This window comes from Pseudactinotalea sp. HY160 (genome assembly GCF_009372055.1).
Taxonomy (GTDB): Bacteria; Actinomycetota; Actinomycetes; order Actinomycetales; family Beutenbergiaceae; genus HY158.
The window spans coordinates 22,497-40,614 of the sequence record NZ_WHMT01000013.1 but is presented as its reverse complement, the minus strand read 5'-3'; the positions used below and the strand labels follow the sequence as shown (position 1 = coordinate 40,614).

Genomic DNA, 18,118 nt, shown 5'->3' with positions numbered 1-18,118 from the left:
CCGAAGAGCGGCTCATTCCGGCACGGGGCGCCGGGGATCCGCGAGAGTTCGGGGCAGGTGAGCCCGCGTGTTCTGCGAGAATCGTATGAGCGTCGGCACCGGGCCGGGGCCCGACCGAAGGAGTGCCAGGCATGGCGGTGGATGTTGTCATCATCGGAATGGGATATGTCGGGCTTCCGCTCGCCCGTGAGGCCGCGCTGCGCGGGCTGAGCGTCGTGGGCCTCGATGCGAACCCCGACGTCGTGGCCGGACTCAACGCCGGGCGGTCCCATGTCGACGATCTGCACGATTCGGACATCGCGGAGATGCACGAGCACGGATTCCGCGCGACGAGCGACGCCGACGTGATCGCCGACGCGGACGCCACCGTGATTTGCGTGCCGACTCCGCTCGCCGAGGGCGGGCTGCCCGATCTCGGCCCGGTGAACGCCGCGGCTGCGAGCATCGCGGCGTACCTCCACCCTGGAATGCTCGTGGTGCTCGAGTCCACCACCTACCCGGGTACGACCGACGACGTCCTGCGTCCCATGCTCGAGGCCGGCGGCCTCGTCGCCGGTGAGGACTTCCATCTCGCCTTCTCGCCCGAGCGAATCGACCCCGGCAACGCGACGTACGGGGTGCGCAACACCCCGAAGGTCGTCGGCGGCCACACACCGAAGTGCGGCGCGCGAGCGGTCGAGTTCTACGAGCGGTTCATCGACACGGTCGTGCAGACGAAGGGTACGCGCGAGGCCGAGACCGCCAAGCTCCTCGAGAACACCTATCGACACATCAATATCGCGCTCGTGAACGAGATGTCCCGGTTCTGCCACGACCTGGGGATCGATCTGTGGGACGTCATCAACGCCGCGGACAGCAAGCCGTTCGGCTTCCAGGCGTTCTACCCCGGACCGGGCGTGGGCGGACACTGTATTCCGATCGACCCGAACTACCTGTCCTACAACGTTCGCGCCCGGCTCGGCTACCCGTTCCGATTCGTCGAACTCGCGCAAGAAATCAACGCGACGGCGCCGCACTACGTGGTCCAGCGGGCTCAGGACCTCCTCAACGACCGGGGCATGCCCATGCGGGGAGCGACCGTCCTGCTTCTCGGCGTGACGTACAAGGCAGATATCGCCGATCAGCGAGAATCGCCGGCGCACCCGGTCGCGAAGCACCTGTACGACCACGGCGCACACGTGCAGTTCCATGACCCGAACGTCGAGACCTGGCGTTTTCAAGGCCACGACCTCAACCGTGTCGCCGATCTCGACGCCGCCCTCGCCGACGCGGACCTGACCATCCTGCTGCAGAACCATCGCGAATACGACCTCGCCTCGATCTCGCGCGGCGCCCGTCTCCTGTTCGATACGCGGGGGGTCACCGAAGACGGCGCGAACGTCGAACGACTGTGAATCAGCCGGGCGCGGCTACCCGCATGACGGCCTACCCGCCGGCCCTCCGGTCGACCCTCGGCCGTACAGCCGGTCGATATCCGTCCGGCGGCTTTCTCGAGGACCTGGCACGGATCGCGACGGCCGGTGCGATGGGCGCGGCGGGGCTCGTCCGGTGTGCCCGCGCCCACGACTCACACAGCCGAGGCTCCTTCGACTCGACGGCGCTGGCGTGGTTCGCGTACGCGGCCTCCTCGCGGGTCGGGTCCGACCTCGCGGTGAGCGACATCGCCGACCTCTTCGATCTTGCATATCGGGTGGGCGGGTACCGGGTGCTCAACCCCCAGATGAACACGGTCTGGGTCGGGGCGCTCCTGGCAAGCGGACGCTTGGAGGAGTTCCGATTCGCACTGGAACGCACCGGCACCCAGCCGGAGGTGCTCTGGGCCGCGGACACCGACTCCCTGCACCCCGACTCGTCACCTGATCGTGCGACGGCATGGCTGGACAGTTTCAACAGTACGTTCGTCGCCGCGGAGCTCGAGGGCATCTCCGTCGGGCCGGGCGACGGAGACCCCATACACCGCCTCGTCGTCGATGCCGCTCCGATCGGCGTCTCGGCCGGGCCACTCGTGAGCGTCATCGTGCCCGTCTTCAACCCGGACCGAAGCCTGCGGACGGCCGTGACCTCCCTCACCGCACAAACCTGGACGAACCTGGAGATTCTCCTGTGTGACGATGCCTCGACCGAAGGAGAGCAGCTGCTCCACGACCTCGCCGCGAGCGATCCCCGTATCCGTGTCATACGAGGCGACCGGAACAGGGGAGCCTACGCGGCTCGAAACATGGGTCTCGCTCGAGCCCTCGGCGACTACGTGACCTTCAACGACGCGGACGATTGGTCCCATCCGCGCCGGATCGAACGACAGCTGCGGGAGGTGAGCGGCGAGGACCCGGCGCGCGCGTGTATCAGCTGGGGGATCCGGGCTGCGGCCGACCTTCGCCTCAGCGTACTGGGGCAGACGCCGCAATGGGCGAACCTCTCGTCCATGCTGTTCCCGCGCGCGGATCTGGGCAGGCTCGGAGGCTTCGACGCGGTGCGGAAAGGTGCCGACTCGGAATTCGTCGCCCGCTACCGTACCCTCTTCGGCGAGGAGGCCCTACGGGAGATCGCCACGCCACTCGCGATCATCCAACTGACCGCGGGCTCGCTCTCGCGTGACGACCTGAGGTTCCTGCGCGTCCACCCCGCCCGCAGACAGTACATCAACGCCTTCAAGCACTGGCACCTCGGCCTCGACCAAGACCCCCGCGGTGGGTTCGTTCCCGCCGGTGCGCGGGCACCCTTCCCGGCCCCGGCCTTCATCCGCGGCGGTACCGACCCGAGGCCAGACCTCGACGTGCTCATCTTGGCGAACCTCGACGCCGAGGCTCCGACCGTCGTCGACCTGGCCGAGGAAGTCCGCGCGCTCGCCGATGCTGGGCTGCGCGTCGGCGTGCAGGAGTTCCTCGGCCCATTCGATATGACCCAGCGCGTACGGCTCGCTGCGGCGGGCACCGCGGTCGCCGACGTGCTTCACTCGGGCCGTGCGGTCCGGGTGCTGCCGGAAGAGCCCGCGCGCACGCGGCTCGTGCTCATTCACGACCCGGCGGCCGTGGAGTCGATGCCCGCCGAAGTACTCGATCCGATCGATGCCGGCGCAGTGGTGATCGCCGCCGATTACGACCCGCTCGATCGCACCCGGTATGACCCGCAACGAATCGAGTCCGTGATTGCGGACCACCTCGGGAGGAAGCCCACCTGGGTGCCGGCGACGGCCCGGATCGCCGAGGCGCTTACCTGCTGCGGGGCAAGCGAGGTTGCCCAGCCGGCGCTCGCCGCGTGTATCGGCCCGCCGCTGCGGCGAAGTGGTGACGACGGGAAGGGGGCGGTGCACGCCGAAGCCTCCCCGTTGCGGGTGGGGATCCATCTGGGCCAGGCCCAGCTCATGGGCGAGGCGGCGGTAGCCGCCCTCCTGGGCCGGCTCGTGCCTCGTTCGATCGGCACCGACGTGATCGTCTGGGGTCCGCGACGACATACGGCGCCGCACGAGGTGCCGGATGTGCTGCGGCTCGACCCCGGGGAGGCGACCGTGGCGGAGTTCGCGGACCGGGTCGAGGTGATGATCGTGCCTGAGGCACTCGGGCGTGGTCCGCATCTCGACCGCGCGGCCACCACTGCGCTGCAGCGCGGCTGCATCGTGGTGCTCGAGGAGAACGACCGGGAGCACTTCGGCGAGGCGGCGCTCTACCTGGACGGGCGGCCGGCCACGGAACTGATCGACATGCTGGCTGCTTCACCCCGAACGCGTGCCGAACAGCGCGAACGGGGCCGAACGTTCTGCGACTCCGAACTCTCCCCACGGACGTTTGCGGGCCGGTTCCCCGCGCTCCTCAACCACGAAAGGACGGCGGGCTAGAGTGAAGAATGCGATCGGGAGACGTGTCCGATACCTGACCCGCGGCATCGGACGGTGGTACCTCGCGCTGTGTACCGTCGGGCTCGTCGGAGCCGCCGTGACCGGGGTCGGGGTAGTGACGGCACGGGTGGGCATTCAGGCCTTCGGCTTCATCGTGGCATTCGGCGCTCTCATTGTCATGGTCGGATACGAACGCCTCGATCGCCGCCGACAGCCGACCCCCCATCAGCGCAGCGCGCGAGCGCCACGACCAGTGGCGCAGCCGGCGACCGCCGGCGATACCCATCGCGGCCTGAGCGATCACATCGCAACCCAGCGAGTCGTCCTCGCGGAGCTGCGGCGGGAGATGGAGTTGCTCCAGGTGGCCGTCGAGTCCACGGTCGAGGAGTCGGCGCGGTCGGCGATCGCGGAGCAGGCCGCGTTGTTTCAACTCCTGCTGCCGTCACCCTCCGTGCGCGGCATCCCCCTGCCGGCACACGTGCTTCCCACGCACCTCACGGGGCTCCGTGAGACGGTGCGCTCCTCGACGGCGGATCGCACGCTCGTCGTCGGCCTCGGTGCGGCCGCGCTGCTCGTGGCGCCGACCGGGGACCCGGACCTACCCGCGCTCGTCGTGGTCGAGACGAACGACGACCCGGACGACCGGCAGGCCGCCGCACGACTCGCGCGACTCGCCGACACCTGCTCGCAGCCGCGCCCAAGAATAGAGCTGATCGATGCCCCGTGGAACATCCCGGACACGCCCCGGGCATTTCACAGCTGGTACGACCTGGGGGTTCTCGACGGCCGCTCCTTCGACCTCATCGTCGTGGTGGTTCCCAGCGGGACGCGTGCGCAGCCGTTGCTCCCTCTCCTTCCGACGCTGGCGGAACGACTCGAGTCCGGGGGGCACGTTCGAGTCCTGGAGTCGCGGAGGCGCCCACTCGTCGTCGAGGCCTGGCGATCTGAACTCGGGTGGAACGCGACCGAGCACCCGGACGGCACCACATCGTTCTCCCGAACGACCGAGCCGGCATGACGTCCGGCCTGCACGCCGGGATGGACCCGGACACGACGGACACCGAGGCGGGCCCCTATGCCTGAACCCGATTCCTCCACCATCGCGCTCACGCTCGTCGTGACCCGCGACCGTGCCGGCCACCAGGCACGCAGGCTCGGCAGGTTCCTCGATGCGTGGGAGCAGGGGGGAGGCCCAACGACGATCGCATACACCGTCGACGTGTACTCCCGGATCCGCTCGATTCTCGATCGTCACACGCGAATCCGGACGGTCGCCCCGCGCACGGCGGAAACCGATGAACTCTTCCGCGCGATCCTGTTCGACCTGCCGTATCAGGGGGCCGGACGCTGCCTCGTCGTGAGCCTGCCGGCCGATGGTCGGATCGCCACGATCCGCGACGGGTCGACACTTCCCGCGGCAGCCGCACCGAGGACCGGCCCGAAGCGGGACCGGCCGGTGTTGTTGTCCCATGAGCACACGCCTCCCCGATTGCTCGAACTGGCCGCAGGCGCCCCGACGTACCCGCCGGCTCCGGTGTATCCACCAGGCGGTACCACCCGGGGATGACCCCGCCGAGGTGCGAAGCGGTCGTTCACTCACGTCTCGAATCGGCCGCACGTATCCTTGCGTCTCATGGTGGAGGAATCGATACACGACACGCTCGACGTCGTGGCCGAGGACGCGGCATGCCTGGCTCCGGTGGCCGAGGAGCTCGCATTCCTCGCAGCGCGCGGTAGGACGGTGGTGCTCCATACGCGAACCGGGCAGCTCCCGCAGCGGCTTGCGGGGATCGAGCACCACCGAGGGCGTCGTGCGCTGCGAGGCCTGAGCGCAGGTCGGGCGCGGAGAGCGAGGTGGCGACGCTGGATCGGTGGACGGCCGCCGTCGACGCCGGAGGCCACAGCGGGGGCAGCTCGGGTCCTCGACCTCGGCGCAGACGAGCGAGAGGCGGTATCCGCCCTCCGGGCCCTCGCGTCGGAGGAGCAGCATGCCGCGTTGGCTGAGCTGGACGCGCTCGTCCGCTCACGCGAGTACCTCGAGGGCCGCGCCGTCGCCGCCACGCTGTCCGGATGCGGCAACGATCTCCGCGCTGTTGCAGCGGCGCTCCTAGCAGCGATCGATCTCTCGGACGAAGGAAGGCGGCCACGGGAGCCGGCGGCCCTCGTCGCCGGCGCACTCGACGCGGCCGACATGTGGTGGGGGGTGGGTGACGCGGTCTCGGCCACATATGCCCTGTCTGCCGCTCTACGCCTCCTCTTTCACCCCGACCGTCACGCCGACGTCGACGACCCGCCACTCGCCCGAGACCCGGATGGATTCCTGGCCTCCCTCCGTGCGTCGTCCATGATGGGCGAACTGCTCGACCGCCACACGCCCGCCGGCGTCCGGCACCGCGATCATGGGCAGGCGGGGAGTGCAACGCCCGCACCTCCCGGTACGCACGACGCCGGGCGGATGAGGGTACTGGTACTCACCGGAGCGTATCCACGGTTTGCCGAGCCCCTGGTCGCCGCTCTCGCGGCCGATGGTGACCTGGATGTGCACAGCATCAACCTCGGAGAGACGGACCGGCGGTTCAATTGGCTCGGTGTCAACACGGACGCCCTATCGTGGCGGGTGGCCGCCCACCACCGCGGCGCCCAAGCCATGACCATCGGGGGAGACCCAGGCCGGAACGCTGCGCTGCTGGCCGGATACGACGCGGTCGTCGCGGATTGGGGAGACCGCTCAGCCATGTGGGCTTCCACATGGGTTCCGCACGGTACGCGCCTCGTGGTCCGCCTGCACGGAATGGACCTGTTCTCTCCGTGGGTCCACCTGATCGACTGGGACCGAGTCGATGACCTGATCTGTGTGAGTGAGCCATTCCGGGACCTCGCTCGGCGAGTGCTCGGGCAGCGACTCCGCGGTGTCCGGGTGCATGCGATCGAGCACGGGGTCGCCGGGGAGCGGTTCGCCCTGCCCAAGCGCGCGGGGTCCGAGCACACGGTCGGAATGATCGGCTGGGGGAAGATCGTCAAGGACCCGGTCTGGGCGCTGACCGTGCTCTCCATTCTTCGAGAACACGACCGCCGCTGGCGACTCCTGCTGGTCGGGCACCGACTCGTGCCCAACAGCGCCCGCAGCGCGGCCTACGCGGAGCGATTCGAGCAACTACTCGAAACCGACCTCGCAGGCGCGGTCGAGTTCGTTCCGCAGACGGACGACGTGCCCGCCGCCGCCAGCAGGATGGGCTACGTGCTCAGCGCCAGCAGGCGAGAGTCCTTTCATCTCGCCGTCGTGGAGGGCGCACTCTCCGGTGCGGTCCCGGTCGTGCGCGACTGGCCGGTCTACGCCACCGGGGCTGGGCCTCGCGCGCTCTATCCGGAAGAATGGATCGTCGACGACCCGGCGGAGGCTGCAGCGCGGATACTCTCCCTCGCGGATCCCGAGGATCGCCGGGTGGCGGGCGAGCACGCCCGTGCGGATGCCCGTGAGCGGTTCGATCCGGCTCTGTTCGCCCGGCGGGTTCGGGCAGTCGTCGCATCCGGCGTGGGGAGGCCGTCGGCAGGTGCACGCGGCTGAGTGTGCCCACGCGCGGCAGGAGTCAGCCGGCGCGCGATCGACTGAGAGCGATCAGGACCTGCAGGGCGGCCGTGAGATGCCCGAGCGTAGATCGGTGAGCGAGTGGCTGAGCGTCCAGCAGGCTGCCGGCCTCCACGACGCCCCAGACGGGCGTGCCGGATCCCTTGTAGTCGCTCCATTTCGAGAGAAGTACCGGATTGCGCTCCTGGCCCGGAGGCGTGGCGGCGTCCATCGCGAGGAGCACGTCCATCCGGCTCGCAAGCGAGAGGAACTCGAGGTAGGGGAGCCGCCGCGACACCCGAACGGTGTCGCCCGCAGATCGAGCCTGGCGACGGACCTCCTCGACCGCGTCGGTGAAGACGTGGAGCCGCACGCGGTCCCGGTCGGCGGCCGGCAGGGCTGCACACGCGCCGAACAGCGTGGCGGGCCGTTGCGACGAATAGAAGTTCCCGAAGTAGCCGATATTGACGTGACTGCGTTCCAGCGGGTAGTCGCTGACCACCTCCTCGTACAACTCGGGCGGAGGTGACGGATGCGGTGCGATCGTCGATCGTTGCCGAGCCCGCACGATCACGGGATCCTCCGCCGGGTAGAGGCCCAGCACGAGGTCCCGCTGTGCGTCGTTCATGAAGACGAGCCGGTCTGCGAGGGCGAGCGTCGCATACTCGCCCCAGGTATAGGTGTTGTCGCTCCCGGGCGGAGTGCCCCCGCATCCTTGGATTCCCTCCCGAAGCGAGTCGAGGAGCGGGCCTGCTTCCACGCGCGAATTCCGCGGGACGCCCAGCGCGTTCCGCGACAGTGGATCTGAGAACTCCGCCTCCCAGTGCACATGTGGGTGCTCGAGCTTGAAGGACGCCGCCAGAAAATGGGACGCAATGAAATGTGCGCGGCTGTACAGGGTGCGATAGCTGCGACCGCGGGATTGCCACTCCCGGATCGCCGACGCCCCCTCGTCACAGAAGCTCACGATCGACGACCATGCACCGAACTTGGTCGGTGTTCCCACGACGGCCCGATGGGCCACAAGCCCGCTCGTCATCCGGTCCGACGTCGAGTCGGTCTCGCGGATGGCGTCCATGGCATTCTGCACCAGGTCCACCGATTCCCCGCGTTCGCGTACACGCTTCGCAGCGACGATCGCGGAAGTATCCGAGTACGGGGGGAAGGCATACGCAATCACGAGACGATCAGTCACGCGGTTCATGTCGTAAGTCGCCTTCGTGTGTAGGATCGCTCGGAACGGCTGCTACTGCCGGCAAGTGAGGTGGACGTGCAACACTCTAAACGCGATTCGCTGCTCGTGCTGTCGACGACGTCACCTACGGGTGCCCACGCCGACGTGTTGCACTCCATCGTCGAGTCGGGACTCGGCGTGACGTGGGCTTTCATGGGCGAGGACCCGACACCTGTGTTCCCCGGGCTCAATGAATCCCACAGGCTTCGCACGAGAGGCCCCGGCCGGCATCCACGCAACGTTGCGGTAGGCCTGGCGGCAGGTGTCGTCGGACCCGGAGCGAAGATGATCCTGGCCGCCAAGTTCGACCCGTGGTTCGGTGCGGCGGTCCGATCTCACGATCTCGTCGTCGCGACCGACGCCGCCGCCGCGCACGCGCTCAGGATAGTTCCGCACTTCCGGCCGTCCCGCAGGATCGCCGGTCCCGGAGAGGCATTCGGAGAACTCGAACGCTTCCTGCACGTCCGACGACTCGAGGCAACGCTCGGCGCATGGTCACGAGCGGGCGCGCGGACACGACCTCCCGACTCGGGCATGGTCTCACTCCTGACACAGGATCTCGGCGCACACGCCGGCGAGGCCCGCACCCCATCAGCGGCGGCACTCGACGGGCTCGATCGATGCCTCGAGTCTCTGCATCGATCGGGCCGCCATCATGATGTGCTGACGGTCGCCACGGAAGCGCGGAAGCTTCCCTGGTGGAAGGACGACGCGCTCGTCGCCGCATACATCACGACCGCGGACCTGACGCTGACCGGCTCGACGCAGCAGGACACTGCGGAGGTGGCACGAGCGGTCCTGGCAGAGGCAGACCGTGCACTCGCGACAGGCGATCTCGAGGAGGCGGCCGTGCACGCGGCCCTCGCACTCGACGTGCTGTTCCATCGGGAATTGCATTCCGACGTCATCAGCACCCCACTGGTCGAGTCCCCCGTGGAGTTTCTTACGCCCCTTCGCGCCTCGGCGGTGGGCAGGCTCCTGACGACCTCGACCACGGCACGGTCCCCACGGGGAGCCGGAGCCCGGAACTGGCTCCAGATCAAGATCAGCCCGGGGCCGTTCGGAGAATTCTATCGGCCCGTCGCGAAGGCACTCGAGCAGGCGGACCATGTCGCGGTCGAGGTACTCGAGCTGCGCGACCGACGACTCGGCCTGGCGAACATGACGATGGATCCATCGTTCGTGCTCGCGCGCCTCCACCATGCCTCGGGGACGAGCGTCGTCGGTCACGACGAGGCGGTCGCCCAGTTCGCGAACGCCGACGTGATCTTCGCCGACTGGGCCGACAAGTCGGCCCTGCTGGCGTCGATGTGTGCGCCGGCGAACGCACGACTCACGATTCGCGTGCACAGCGTCGACCTGTTGCGACCGTGGTTGCACCTCATCGACTGGTCTCGAGTCGACCAGCTCATCTTCGTCAATTCGGCCCTGGCCGACCTGGGCAGAGACATGCTTGCCGACCGGCTTGCGGGAGTCGCACTGCACGTGCTTCCCAACCTCATCGAACCCGAGCGCTTCGACCGGGAGAAGAGCGCCGAAGCCGAACGCACGTTGTGCATGGTGGGCTGGGCCCAGCGCGTGAAGGATCCCCTGTGGACACTCGAGGTGCTGGCCCGGCTCGTGGCCACGGACGAGTCATGGCGTCTGATGCTCGTCGGGGCGGATTTTCCGGATCGGCCGACGGCCAGTGGTGCCCGCTACGCGAACGAATTCCGCACCCGCGCCATGGCCGACGACATCCGTGACCACATCGAGTACGTCGGCTACACCGACGATCTGCCGGCAGTGCTGTGTCGGGCCGGTTACGCCGTGAACTCCAGCGTTCGGGAGGCGTGGGGGGTGGGACTCGCCGAGACGATCGCATCCGGCGCGGTTCCGATCGTGCGCGATTGGCCGATGATGCGACGACGCGGTGGTGCCGCGGCAGTGTTTCCATCGGAGTGGATCGTTCAGGACGTCGACGAAGCCGTCGCCCGGATCCGCTCGTTCGACGGCTCCGGACCATGGGCTCGGGCAGCGGCCGCGGCCCGGAACGAAATCGGCGCCATCGCGGACCCGTCCGGCACGGCCGAAGAATTCCGTGCCGTCGTCATCGGACCTGCGGCACGCCTCGTCGGACTCATCGCCGCCGCGAAGGACGAGGAGGCGCGAGCGCTCATCGACGACGAGCTCGCCGCGCCCGGCGCCAGTGTGCACCTGCTCAGTCGGATCATTCGCGCGACGCGGACTCTGGGCGACGTGGACCGCCAACTCACGGCGCTCGACCAACTCCTCGAACTCAAGCCCGATGCCACCCTGGAAGCGGGCCGGCGGATGCTCGTCGGCCGCATCCGTGAGACGGACAACGGGTGGGAGCCGGCCATCACCCGGCCCACGCGGTGCATCGAACCCGTGGCGGGAATGATCCTCCATGTACTCAAGGCGTCCCGTCCCTACCGCGAGACCGGGTATGCAATCCGGAGCTGGTACACGCTGCATGAGCAACGGCGGATCGGGCTCGACGCGATCGGTGTCACCGCACTGGACTTCCCCTCACTGCCCGCCTCTGCCGAGGCGTCGGTGAGTCTGCTCGAGGATGTCGACGGTGTCCCGCACTATCGCCTGATCCGCGGTATCGAACCGGAATCCGAACCGGTCGACACCTACCTCGATGCCTGGGCGGATGCGCTCGCGGAGCAGGTGGAGTTCGTGCGGCCATCGATCATTCACGTCCATTCCGGGCACCGCGGATACGAGGGCGCGCTCGTAGCGCTGAGCGTCGGCCGACGCTTCGGCATTCCGGTCGTGTACGAAGTACGCGGATTCTTCGAATCGCTCTGGGGCGCCACCGCCGGGCGCGCCGAGGCCGGGCAGATCTACGAACGCCGGCTGGCCACAGAGAAGCGATGCATGCAGGCCGCAGGTGCCGTCGTGACCCTGAGCGAGTCGATGCGATCGAATATCATCGACCGCGGGATCGATCCGGCCACGGTCCACGTGGTTCCGAACGCCGTGGATCCGGAGGCGTTCCCGCCGCGCCCCAGGTCGCCGCGCCTCGTCGACCAGCACGGCCTCGCCGGCCACTTCGTGTTCGGATACGTATCGAACCTGGACCATCCGCGCGAAGGCCACGAATACCTCGTGCGGGCCGCCCTCGAACTTCGACGCCGAGGCGTGCCGGCGACCGCCCTCATCGTCGGGGACGGACGCCGCCGCGACGAGCTCGAGGAATTCACCCGGAATCTGGGGGCGCAGGATGCCGTCGTCTTCACCGGCCGGATCCCGCACGAGCGAATACAGGACTACTACGCCCTGCTCGACGTCTTCGTCATTCCACGGATCGACGAGCGTGCCGCCCGCCTGGTCACGCCTCTCAAGCCGTACGAGGCGATGGCCCTGGGCATCCCACTCGTCGTCTCCGACCTCGAAGCGCTCCAGGAGGTCATCGGTGCGGGTGAGCGGGGAGCCTCATTCGCCGCCGGCGATGCCACGTCACTCGTCGAGGTACTCCTCTGGGCGTTCCGCAACCCGGACGCGCTTCGAGCGAGGGCCGAGCGGGCGCGTGCCTGGGTGGTGACCGAACGCACCTGGAAGGCCAACGCGGTCGCATACCGGGCCGTCTATCGCGAACTCACCGGCTGGTAGACCGAGGCCGGACGCACCGCCGCCGGCTACCGATCGCCCTTCTCCCACGGCGCGGGCACGGGGAAGTACCTCTCGAGAAAGCGCCGCAAGTCTGCCCGGGCGCACCTGATTCCGGGTGTCGAATCCTCCTGATTGAGGCAGAAGGTCGAGTAGCGCCGCAGCGAGGCCAGGGCGTCCAGAACTTGGCCGGCGCCCCGGTCCGTGATGTTGAGGTAGAGGTAGTCGACGTCACTCGGAACGGCCTTGCCGAGCGCGGAGGCGTACCAGTGATGCAAGGAGGAGGCGACGGATATGTCCGTGTCCGACCTGAAGAGTGACCGCCCCACGCGCGCGAACTGCTCGGGATATTCTCGCTCCATCTGTTCGATCACGCTCCGGAGCTGCGGATGGACGGTATGGCGCACCTTCGTGGTGATCGTCGTCCCAAACCTGTCCGAGATGATGTCGCGCCCGTTCTTCGCGGCGGCCATGATGGGAGGATCATCCACTTCTACGGGGCCGGCGGGCACCGGCAGATCCGACGGGAAATACCTCGCCATGGTGTTCGATCGGAAGAAGTCGGTCGGGTAGGCGATCCGGCCGAAGAAGACGTCGTCATTAAGGTAGAGGTACCGCTCCGCCAGCCCCGGGATGCGGTGCAGCGCCGACTCGATGGCATGGGAGTTGAAGACGCTCCCCGGAAGGATGTCGTGGTGGTCGACCAGCACGATCCTGGGATGGTTCACGTCCAGCCATTCGGGAACCTGCGAGTCGGTCACGATATAGATCCGCCGCACCCAGTTGGCGAACTCGGCCACGGACCGCAAGGAGAACCGCAATTCGTCGGTGTCGGCGAATCGCGCGTCGTCGATTGCGTTGGGATGATGACTCGCCGCTGTTTCGGGGGCCGACGGACGGGTGTCGGTCACCGACCTCAGGGCCCGTTGTCGCCGCTCGCGCCAGCGATGGTCCGATCCGTCCACCCACGTGTAGACGAGGTCGATCACGCCGTCGACGTCCGCGTGGCATGGAGCCGTCGGCTGCAGGACCTGTGGACTCGTCCGATTCTCCGTGAAGATCACGTCGATGTCGAGATCGGATTCCCGGCTGATCGGACCAGCGGCGGAGGCGTAGCCGGGGGTCATGGTCACGAGGCGTTCGTGGTCGGAGACGTCGCGTCGCCAATGGGGCGGCAACGAGGACAGCGCCGACAGTGCGCCGGCACGGTCCTGGACGGGAACCGTCACCTGTCGAGGCATGTGCGGCTGATCGGGAACGACCGAATCGACGAGGTCTCCGAGTGCGACGACGATCGTTTCGAGTCCCTCGGCACGAAGTCTGTGCCGGTCCACGTCATCGACGACCCGCGCGAGGCGGGGGCGAAGGAGTGGCCCGTGTCGCAAGAACCCGGGACGGCGCGTCGGCATCGCGGCCCAGACGCGCTCCCGTGCCCATCGATGCATGTCACCTCGATAGACCTTCGCGAGGACCCGGCCGATGCGGGAGGTCAATTGGCCGACGTCACCGGCGGTCCTCGTCATCGCACCCCCTAGAATCCACGGTGGCCTCGAGCGCCGGACGGGTACGGCGGTAGCCACATCGTACAGGGCCGGGGGTGCGGGTATCCTGCATCCAGGGCAGTAGGCAGGGACTGACCGACAGTCCGCTCGCCGGCCCGCCCGTGTCGACAACTGCTCGGAGCAACTCGTTGAACCTTCTCCTCCACCGGATCCGACATCTTGCCGCCGTCGTCACCCGAGCACTCGAGCGGGATCGTTACCGTCGCTCACTACGGCGCACCGATTCGCGCGTACGTCGTGTCGATGCAACGCGCACCCTCGATGACGAGGGGCGCCGGCTCCCGGCGCGCGTGGTGCCGATCACCTCCGTGGCAGAGCACCGACAGGCGCTCCTCCTGACGGTGCTCGCGTGGCTGCAAGAGCGGGGGATCGAGGTCGTCGTCGTGACCGATGTCTCGGGCCGACCCTCTCAGCTGCAGATCCCGCCTGCGCGGTGGAGCGATGCCCTGGCGTCGCTCGCGACGTCGGCGCTGCCGTGCGTCGTCGGCGAACCCCATCCCGCCCGGGGGCGTGGAGGCCGACGTGTCGGCACGGTCGTCGGGCTCGGCCGGGCGGTGGAACTCGTGGATCACCATGCGGTCTACGTGGTCGATCCTGCCGTCTCACTCGACTCACGGGACCGGATCATCGCACGATACGGCCTCGCGTCCTCGATCAGGCTGGTGATGGGGGAGGAAGAGGCGACAGGGTCCGAGGCGCCGACGCCACGGGACTCCGCGGCCCCTGGTCTCTTCGACATCACGTTCCCGATCGACGTCGTATACACCTGGGTCGACGGCACGGATCCGCAGTGGGTGGTGCGCAAGCGCGCCGCGGTCGAACAGCTCTCGGGCGAGTCGATGACCGAGGACGCTGCGGCCGACCTGCGATTCGTCGACCACGACGAGCTGCGCTATTCGTTGCGATCGATCGAACAGTATGCGCCGTGGGTGCGCCACATCTACATCGTGACCGATCGTCAGCGTCCGGCCTGGCTCAAGGCCGACCACCCTCGCATCACCGTGGTGGACCACACCGATATCGCTCCCCCGGGGGCGTCACTGCCGACCTTCAACTCGCACGCCATCGAGGCCAACCTGCACCGTATCGAGGGTTTGAGCGAACACTTCCTCTATTTCAACGACGACGTGTTCCTCTCGTCGCCGGTGGGCCCGGATCTGTTCTTCAGTGCGAACGGGATCGCTCACATGTACCTGTCGAAGGCGCAGGTCTCCTCGGGCGAACCGGTCCCGGGGGAGCCCGCGTCGGACTCCGCCGGAAAGAACGCGCGGCGGATGGTGATGGAGGTGAGCGGGCGGCGACTCAGCCGAAAGCTCTTCCACACGCCCTTCGCGCTCCAGCGCTCCGTCACCGAGGAGATCGAGGCGCGCTGGCCCGCGGACGTGGCCGGCACCCGGAGTGCTCGGTTCCGCCGGATCAGCGACGTGACGCTTGCGGGTGCCCTGCACATGAACTACGCCTACGCCTTCGGCAGGGCCGTCACACGCGGCATCCGGTATCGCTACGTGAATGTGGGGGCCGAGGACGCCGAAGGCCGCCTCGCCCGGCTGTACAAGGATCGGCACGTGCTCCAGACGTTCTGCCTGAACGAGGCCACGCAGGAGCAGGATCCGGCAGCCATCGACCAGCTGGTGCGACGATTCCTCGAACGGCGCTTCCCCGACGTCAGCACATTCGAGTTGATCGATGACGAGTGACCCCACGGTTCGGCGGTCGGACTCGGTCACGGTCGTGGTGCCCACGTTCCGTCGCGAACGCGACGCCGCAGATCAGGCTGAGCGGTTCGCCGGAATGGCGATGGTGGCGCGCGTGCTCGTGGTCGACCAGGGCTCCACATTGGCGGCCTACGAACCGTTCATCGAACTCCGGAGGCGGGAACCCAAGATCGAGCTCATCGATCAGCCCAACCTCGGCGGTTCGGGCGGCTACGCCCGCGGAATGCTCGAGTCGCTCTCCTCACCGGAGCACGCCGTCTACCTCTCGGACGACGACGCCCAGATCTCCGAGGAGTCGTTGGCGCTCATGCTCGCCCACCAAGGGCAAGCCGACCGGCCCACCATCGTGGGCACGGCGATGTACGCGGCCGACGACCCCGAACTGCAGATCTCCGGTCCGGAGGCGGTCCGCGGCGCGGACTTCATGTGGGGGCCGGCCGGGGACGCGTCGCCGAACTACACCGGCTGGTGGGGCACGCTCCTGCCGCCGGGAACGGTGGCCGAGCTCGGCCTGCCGGCCCCGTACTTCCTCAAATGGGACGACGCCGAATACGGCCTGCGGGCCACCCGGGCCGGCTACGACACCGTGGTGCCGCCCGGGGCGAACGTGTGGCACCCGACCTGGAACGCGTTCGCCACCCAGATGAGCTGGACCGCCCGCATCCTGCACCGCAACCGGCTGGCCACCGCCGCCGCCTGCGGTGCGGGCCGGGGCGTCATCCGCTCCTCCCTGCTCCACCAGGGCAAACACATCCTCGCCGGCCACCACCTCACCGCCACCCTCTGGGCGGCCGGGATCGACCAGTTCCTCACGGGCCCCGGGACCTGGCTCGGGCGCGACCTCACCCACGCGCGTGCCGACGGCCAACGCGTCGTCGAGGAGTGGAACGAGGACCACCTCGAGGCGGCCACCGACCTGGCGGCCACGCACGCCGGGCCGCTGCCCGCAGCGCGGGCGACCGTGCGCGCCCTGGCGAACCTGGTCGGGCCGGCGCGCCCTCCGCGCATCGTCTGCGAGCTGCCTGCCGACGAGGTGACGTGGCGCACGACCCTCGGCGCCGACGCCGTGATCGTGACCGGCCCGGACGGCTCCCGCGCCGGCACCCTCATCGCCGACGGCCCGACCGCCCGGCGGCTCCTGGCCACCACCCTGCGCCAGCACTGGGCCCTCGCCCGGCGATGGTGGCAGCTGCGCCGCAGCTACCATCGAGCGTTGCCCAAGGTCACCACCCGCGCGGCCTGGGAACGAATGATCGCCGCGGCCGAGGAGGCCGAACGCCCCGCAAAGGACGATTGATGCCCCCGCGTAAAGACACCCTCAAGCGACGACTGCGCTCCTCCGGCGGCAAGCTCCTTCGCCGCTTCGGGCTGCTCCCGGGCGGCATGCCCGACGGGCTCGGCGACGACGAGCGCCTCGCCGGAACCGGGCTCGAGGGCGAGGTCCTCCTCTTCTTCCCCGACACCGCCGACAGCCTGTACCAGCTGCGCGGCTGGTACGGCCCGCTCCGCGAGCTCCACCAGGCTCAGGGCCTCACGATCGTGTGCATGGATTCCCGCCTCGCCCGCCTCATCCGCGCCGAGCTCGACGTCCCGGTCCTCACGATCGCCCAGGAATCCACCCTCGACGAGCTCGTGGCCCGGAGCACCCTCAAGATCTGCCTCTACGTCAACTACAACCCTCTCAACTTCCTCGCCCTGCGGCTGCGCTCGGTCATCCACGTCTCCCTGCTCCACGGCGACTCCGACAAGAGCGTGTCGGTGTCCAACCAGGTCAAGGCCTACGACTTCTCCTTCGTCGCCGGGCAGGCCGGCATCGACCGCTACGCGCGCTACACGGCCCTCTTCGACGCCGCGGCCCGCTGCATCCCCGTGGGCCGACCGAGCCTCGACACCGATCCCGTCCCGCCCGTGCTCACCCGCGTGGACGGCGCCCGGCCCGTCGTGCTGTACGCCCCCACCTGGGAAGGGGGCCAGGCGAGCGTCGCCTACGGATCCCTGCCCACGCACGCCGTCGCGCTCGTCTCCTCGCTCATGGACGCCGGAGCTCGCGTCATCTATCGCCCTCACCCGCTCACGGGCGTGCGCGTGCCGAGCTACGGGGAGGCCGATGCGCGGCTGCGCGAGCTGCTCGCGGGTGCGGATCACACCGTGTCCGAGGGCCGCGCCCTCATGGACGACTTCGCGGCCGCGGACCTGCTCATCTGTGACATCTCCGCGGTGGCCAACGACTGGCTCGTCACCGGAAAGCCGATCGTCATCACGCGCCCGGCCGGGGACCTCACCCGGGAGGCCGCCACCCGGCTGCTCGAGGTCGCCCCGCGCCTGAGCGCCGCCGACGCGCCTCGCGCCGGCGAACTCGCCGTGCGAGAGATCACCGAGGACCCGGGGCGCGACGAGCGCATCGCCCTGGCCGAGTACTACCTCGGCGACATCCGGCCGGGTGCCTCCCTCGAGCGCTTCCTGACCGCCTGCCGCGACCTGGCCGACCTGCGCGACCGGGAATGGGGTCGAATCGAGGCGAATGAGGAGGGTTCGTGACCGTTCCCGCGGAGGCGACCGGGGCGTCGTCCATCCGCTGCCGGGCTCGCT

11 protein-coding genes are annotated in these 18,118 nt (G+C 68.7%); 9 read left to right on the top strand and 2 right to left on the bottom strand.

The annotated features are described in order from the left end of the window. Positions 1–131 precede the first annotated feature (131 nt). The 5 genes from GCG21_RS11975 to GCG21_RS11955 all read left to right on the top strand — a co-directional run bounded on the left by GCG21_RS11975 (position 132) and on the right by GCG21_RS11955 (position 7,397). The gene (locus GCG21_RS11975) at positions 132–1,394 is read left to right on the top strand and encodes a nucleotide sugar dehydrogenase (protein ID WP_152909924.1); all 1,263 of its coding nucleotides are present in this window, start codon (positions 132–134) and stop codon (positions 1,392–1,394) included. Between the two features lie 23 nt (positions 1,395–1,417). Beyond that, positions 1,418–3,832 carry a glycosyltransferase family 2 protein gene (locus tag GCG21_RS11970; RefSeq protein ID WP_152909923.1) on the top strand — a complete coding sequence of 805 codons (2,415 nt, stop codon included), beginning with the start codon at positions 1,418–1,420 and terminating at the stop codon, positions 3,830–3,832. Position 3,833: 1 nt separating this feature from the next. Next, the gene (locus tag GCG21_RS11965; protein ID WP_152909922.1) at positions 3,834–4,850 is read left to right on the top strand and encodes a hypothetical protein; all 1,017 of its coding nucleotides are present in this window, start codon (positions 3,834–3,836) and stop codon (positions 4,848–4,850) included. A gap of 57 nt (positions 4,851–4,907) precedes the next feature. Then, positions 4,908–5,399 (top strand): hypothetical protein, encoded by a 492-nt coding sequence (locus tag GCG21_RS11960; protein ID WP_152909921.1) that lies wholly within the window; start codon positions 4,908–4,910, stop codon positions 5,397–5,399. Between the two features lie 429 nt (positions 5,400–5,828). Continuing rightward, positions 5,829–7,397 (top strand): glycosyltransferase family 4 protein, encoded by a 1,569-nt coding sequence (locus GCG21_RS11955; protein WP_152909920.1) that lies wholly within the window; start codon positions 5,829–5,831, stop codon positions 7,395–7,397. Positions 7,398–7,419: 22 nt separating this feature from the next. On the opposite strand, the gene GCG21_RS11950 is transcribed toward GCG21_RS11955, so the two are convergent. After that, positions 7,420–8,496 (bottom strand): hypothetical protein, encoded by a 1,077-nt coding sequence (locus GCG21_RS11950; RefSeq protein WP_194165069.1) that lies wholly within the window; start codon positions 8,494–8,496, stop codon positions 7,420–7,422. 795 nt (positions 8,497–9,291) lie between these two features. Between GCG21_RS11950 and GCG21_RS11945 the strand changes: the two genes are divergently transcribed. After that, entirely contained in the window at positions 9,292–12,255 is a 2,964-nt protein-coding gene (locus GCG21_RS11945) for a glycosyltransferase (RefSeq protein ID WP_152909918.1), read from the top strand. 26 nt (positions 12,256–12,281) lie between these two features. Here GCG21_RS11945 and GCG21_RS11940 read toward each other — a convergent pair whose 3' ends face one another. Beyond that, the gene (locus GCG21_RS11940) at positions 12,282–13,775 is read right to left on the bottom strand and encodes a stealth family protein (RefSeq protein ID WP_152909917.1); all 1,494 of its coding nucleotides are present in this window, start codon (positions 13,773–13,775) and stop codon (positions 12,282–12,284) included. Between the two features lie 347 nt (positions 13,776–14,122). Between GCG21_RS11940 and GCG21_RS11935 the strand changes: the two genes are divergently transcribed. Genes GCG21_RS11935 through GCG21_RS11925 form a run of 3 tightly spaced genes read left to right on the top strand, consistent with a single transcriptional unit; the run spans position 14,123 to position 18,067 of the window. Continuing rightward, the gene (locus GCG21_RS11935) at positions 14,123–15,511 is read left to right on the top strand and encodes a stealth family protein (RefSeq protein WP_152909916.1); all 1,389 of its coding nucleotides are present in this window, start codon (positions 14,123–14,125) and stop codon (positions 15,509–15,511) included. Beyond that, positions 15,501–16,826 carry a glycosyltransferase gene (locus GCG21_RS11930; protein WP_152909915.1) on the top strand — a complete coding sequence of 442 codons (1,326 nt, stop codon included), beginning with the start codon at positions 15,501–15,503 and terminating at the stop codon, positions 16,824–16,826. The genes GCG21_RS11935 and GCG21_RS11930 overlap by 11 nt, the downstream gene beginning before the upstream one ends. Continuing rightward, on the top strand, positions 16,826–18,067 hold the full coding sequence (locus GCG21_RS11925; protein ID WP_152909914.1) for a CDP-glycerol glycerophosphotransferase family protein: 1,242 nt from the start codon (positions 16,826–16,828) through the stop codon (positions 18,065–18,067). Before GCG21_RS11930 ends, GCG21_RS11925 begins: the two co-directional genes overlap by 1 nt. Positions 18,068–18,118 lie beyond the last annotated feature (51 nt).

Bases quoted from the DNA above. Each gene is read 5' to 3' on its own strand.
- GCG21_RS11975 (WP_152909924.1), top strand. From the start codon at position 132: ATGGCGGTGGATGTTGTCATCATCGGAATGGGATATGTCGGGCTTCCG.
- GCG21_RS11970 (WP_152909923.1), top strand. From the start codon at position 1,418: ATGACGGCCTACCCGCCGGCCCTCCGGTCGACCCTCGGCCGTACAGCC.
- GCG21_RS11960 (WP_152909921.1), top strand. From the start codon at position 4,908: ATGCCTGAACCCGATTCCTCCACCATCGCGCTCACGCTCGTCGTGACC.
- GCG21_RS11940 (WP_152909917.1), bottom strand. From the start codon at position 13,775: ATGACGAGGACCGCCGGTGACGTCGGCCAATTGACCTCCCGCATCGGC.
- GCG21_RS11930 (WP_152909915.1), top strand. From the start codon at position 15,501: ATGACGAGTGACCCCACGGTTCGGCGGTCGGACTCGGTCACGGTCGTG.
- GCG21_RS11925 (WP_152909914.1), top strand. From the start codon at position 16,826: ATGCCCCCGCGTAAAGACACCCTCAAGCGACGACTGCGCTCCTCCGGC.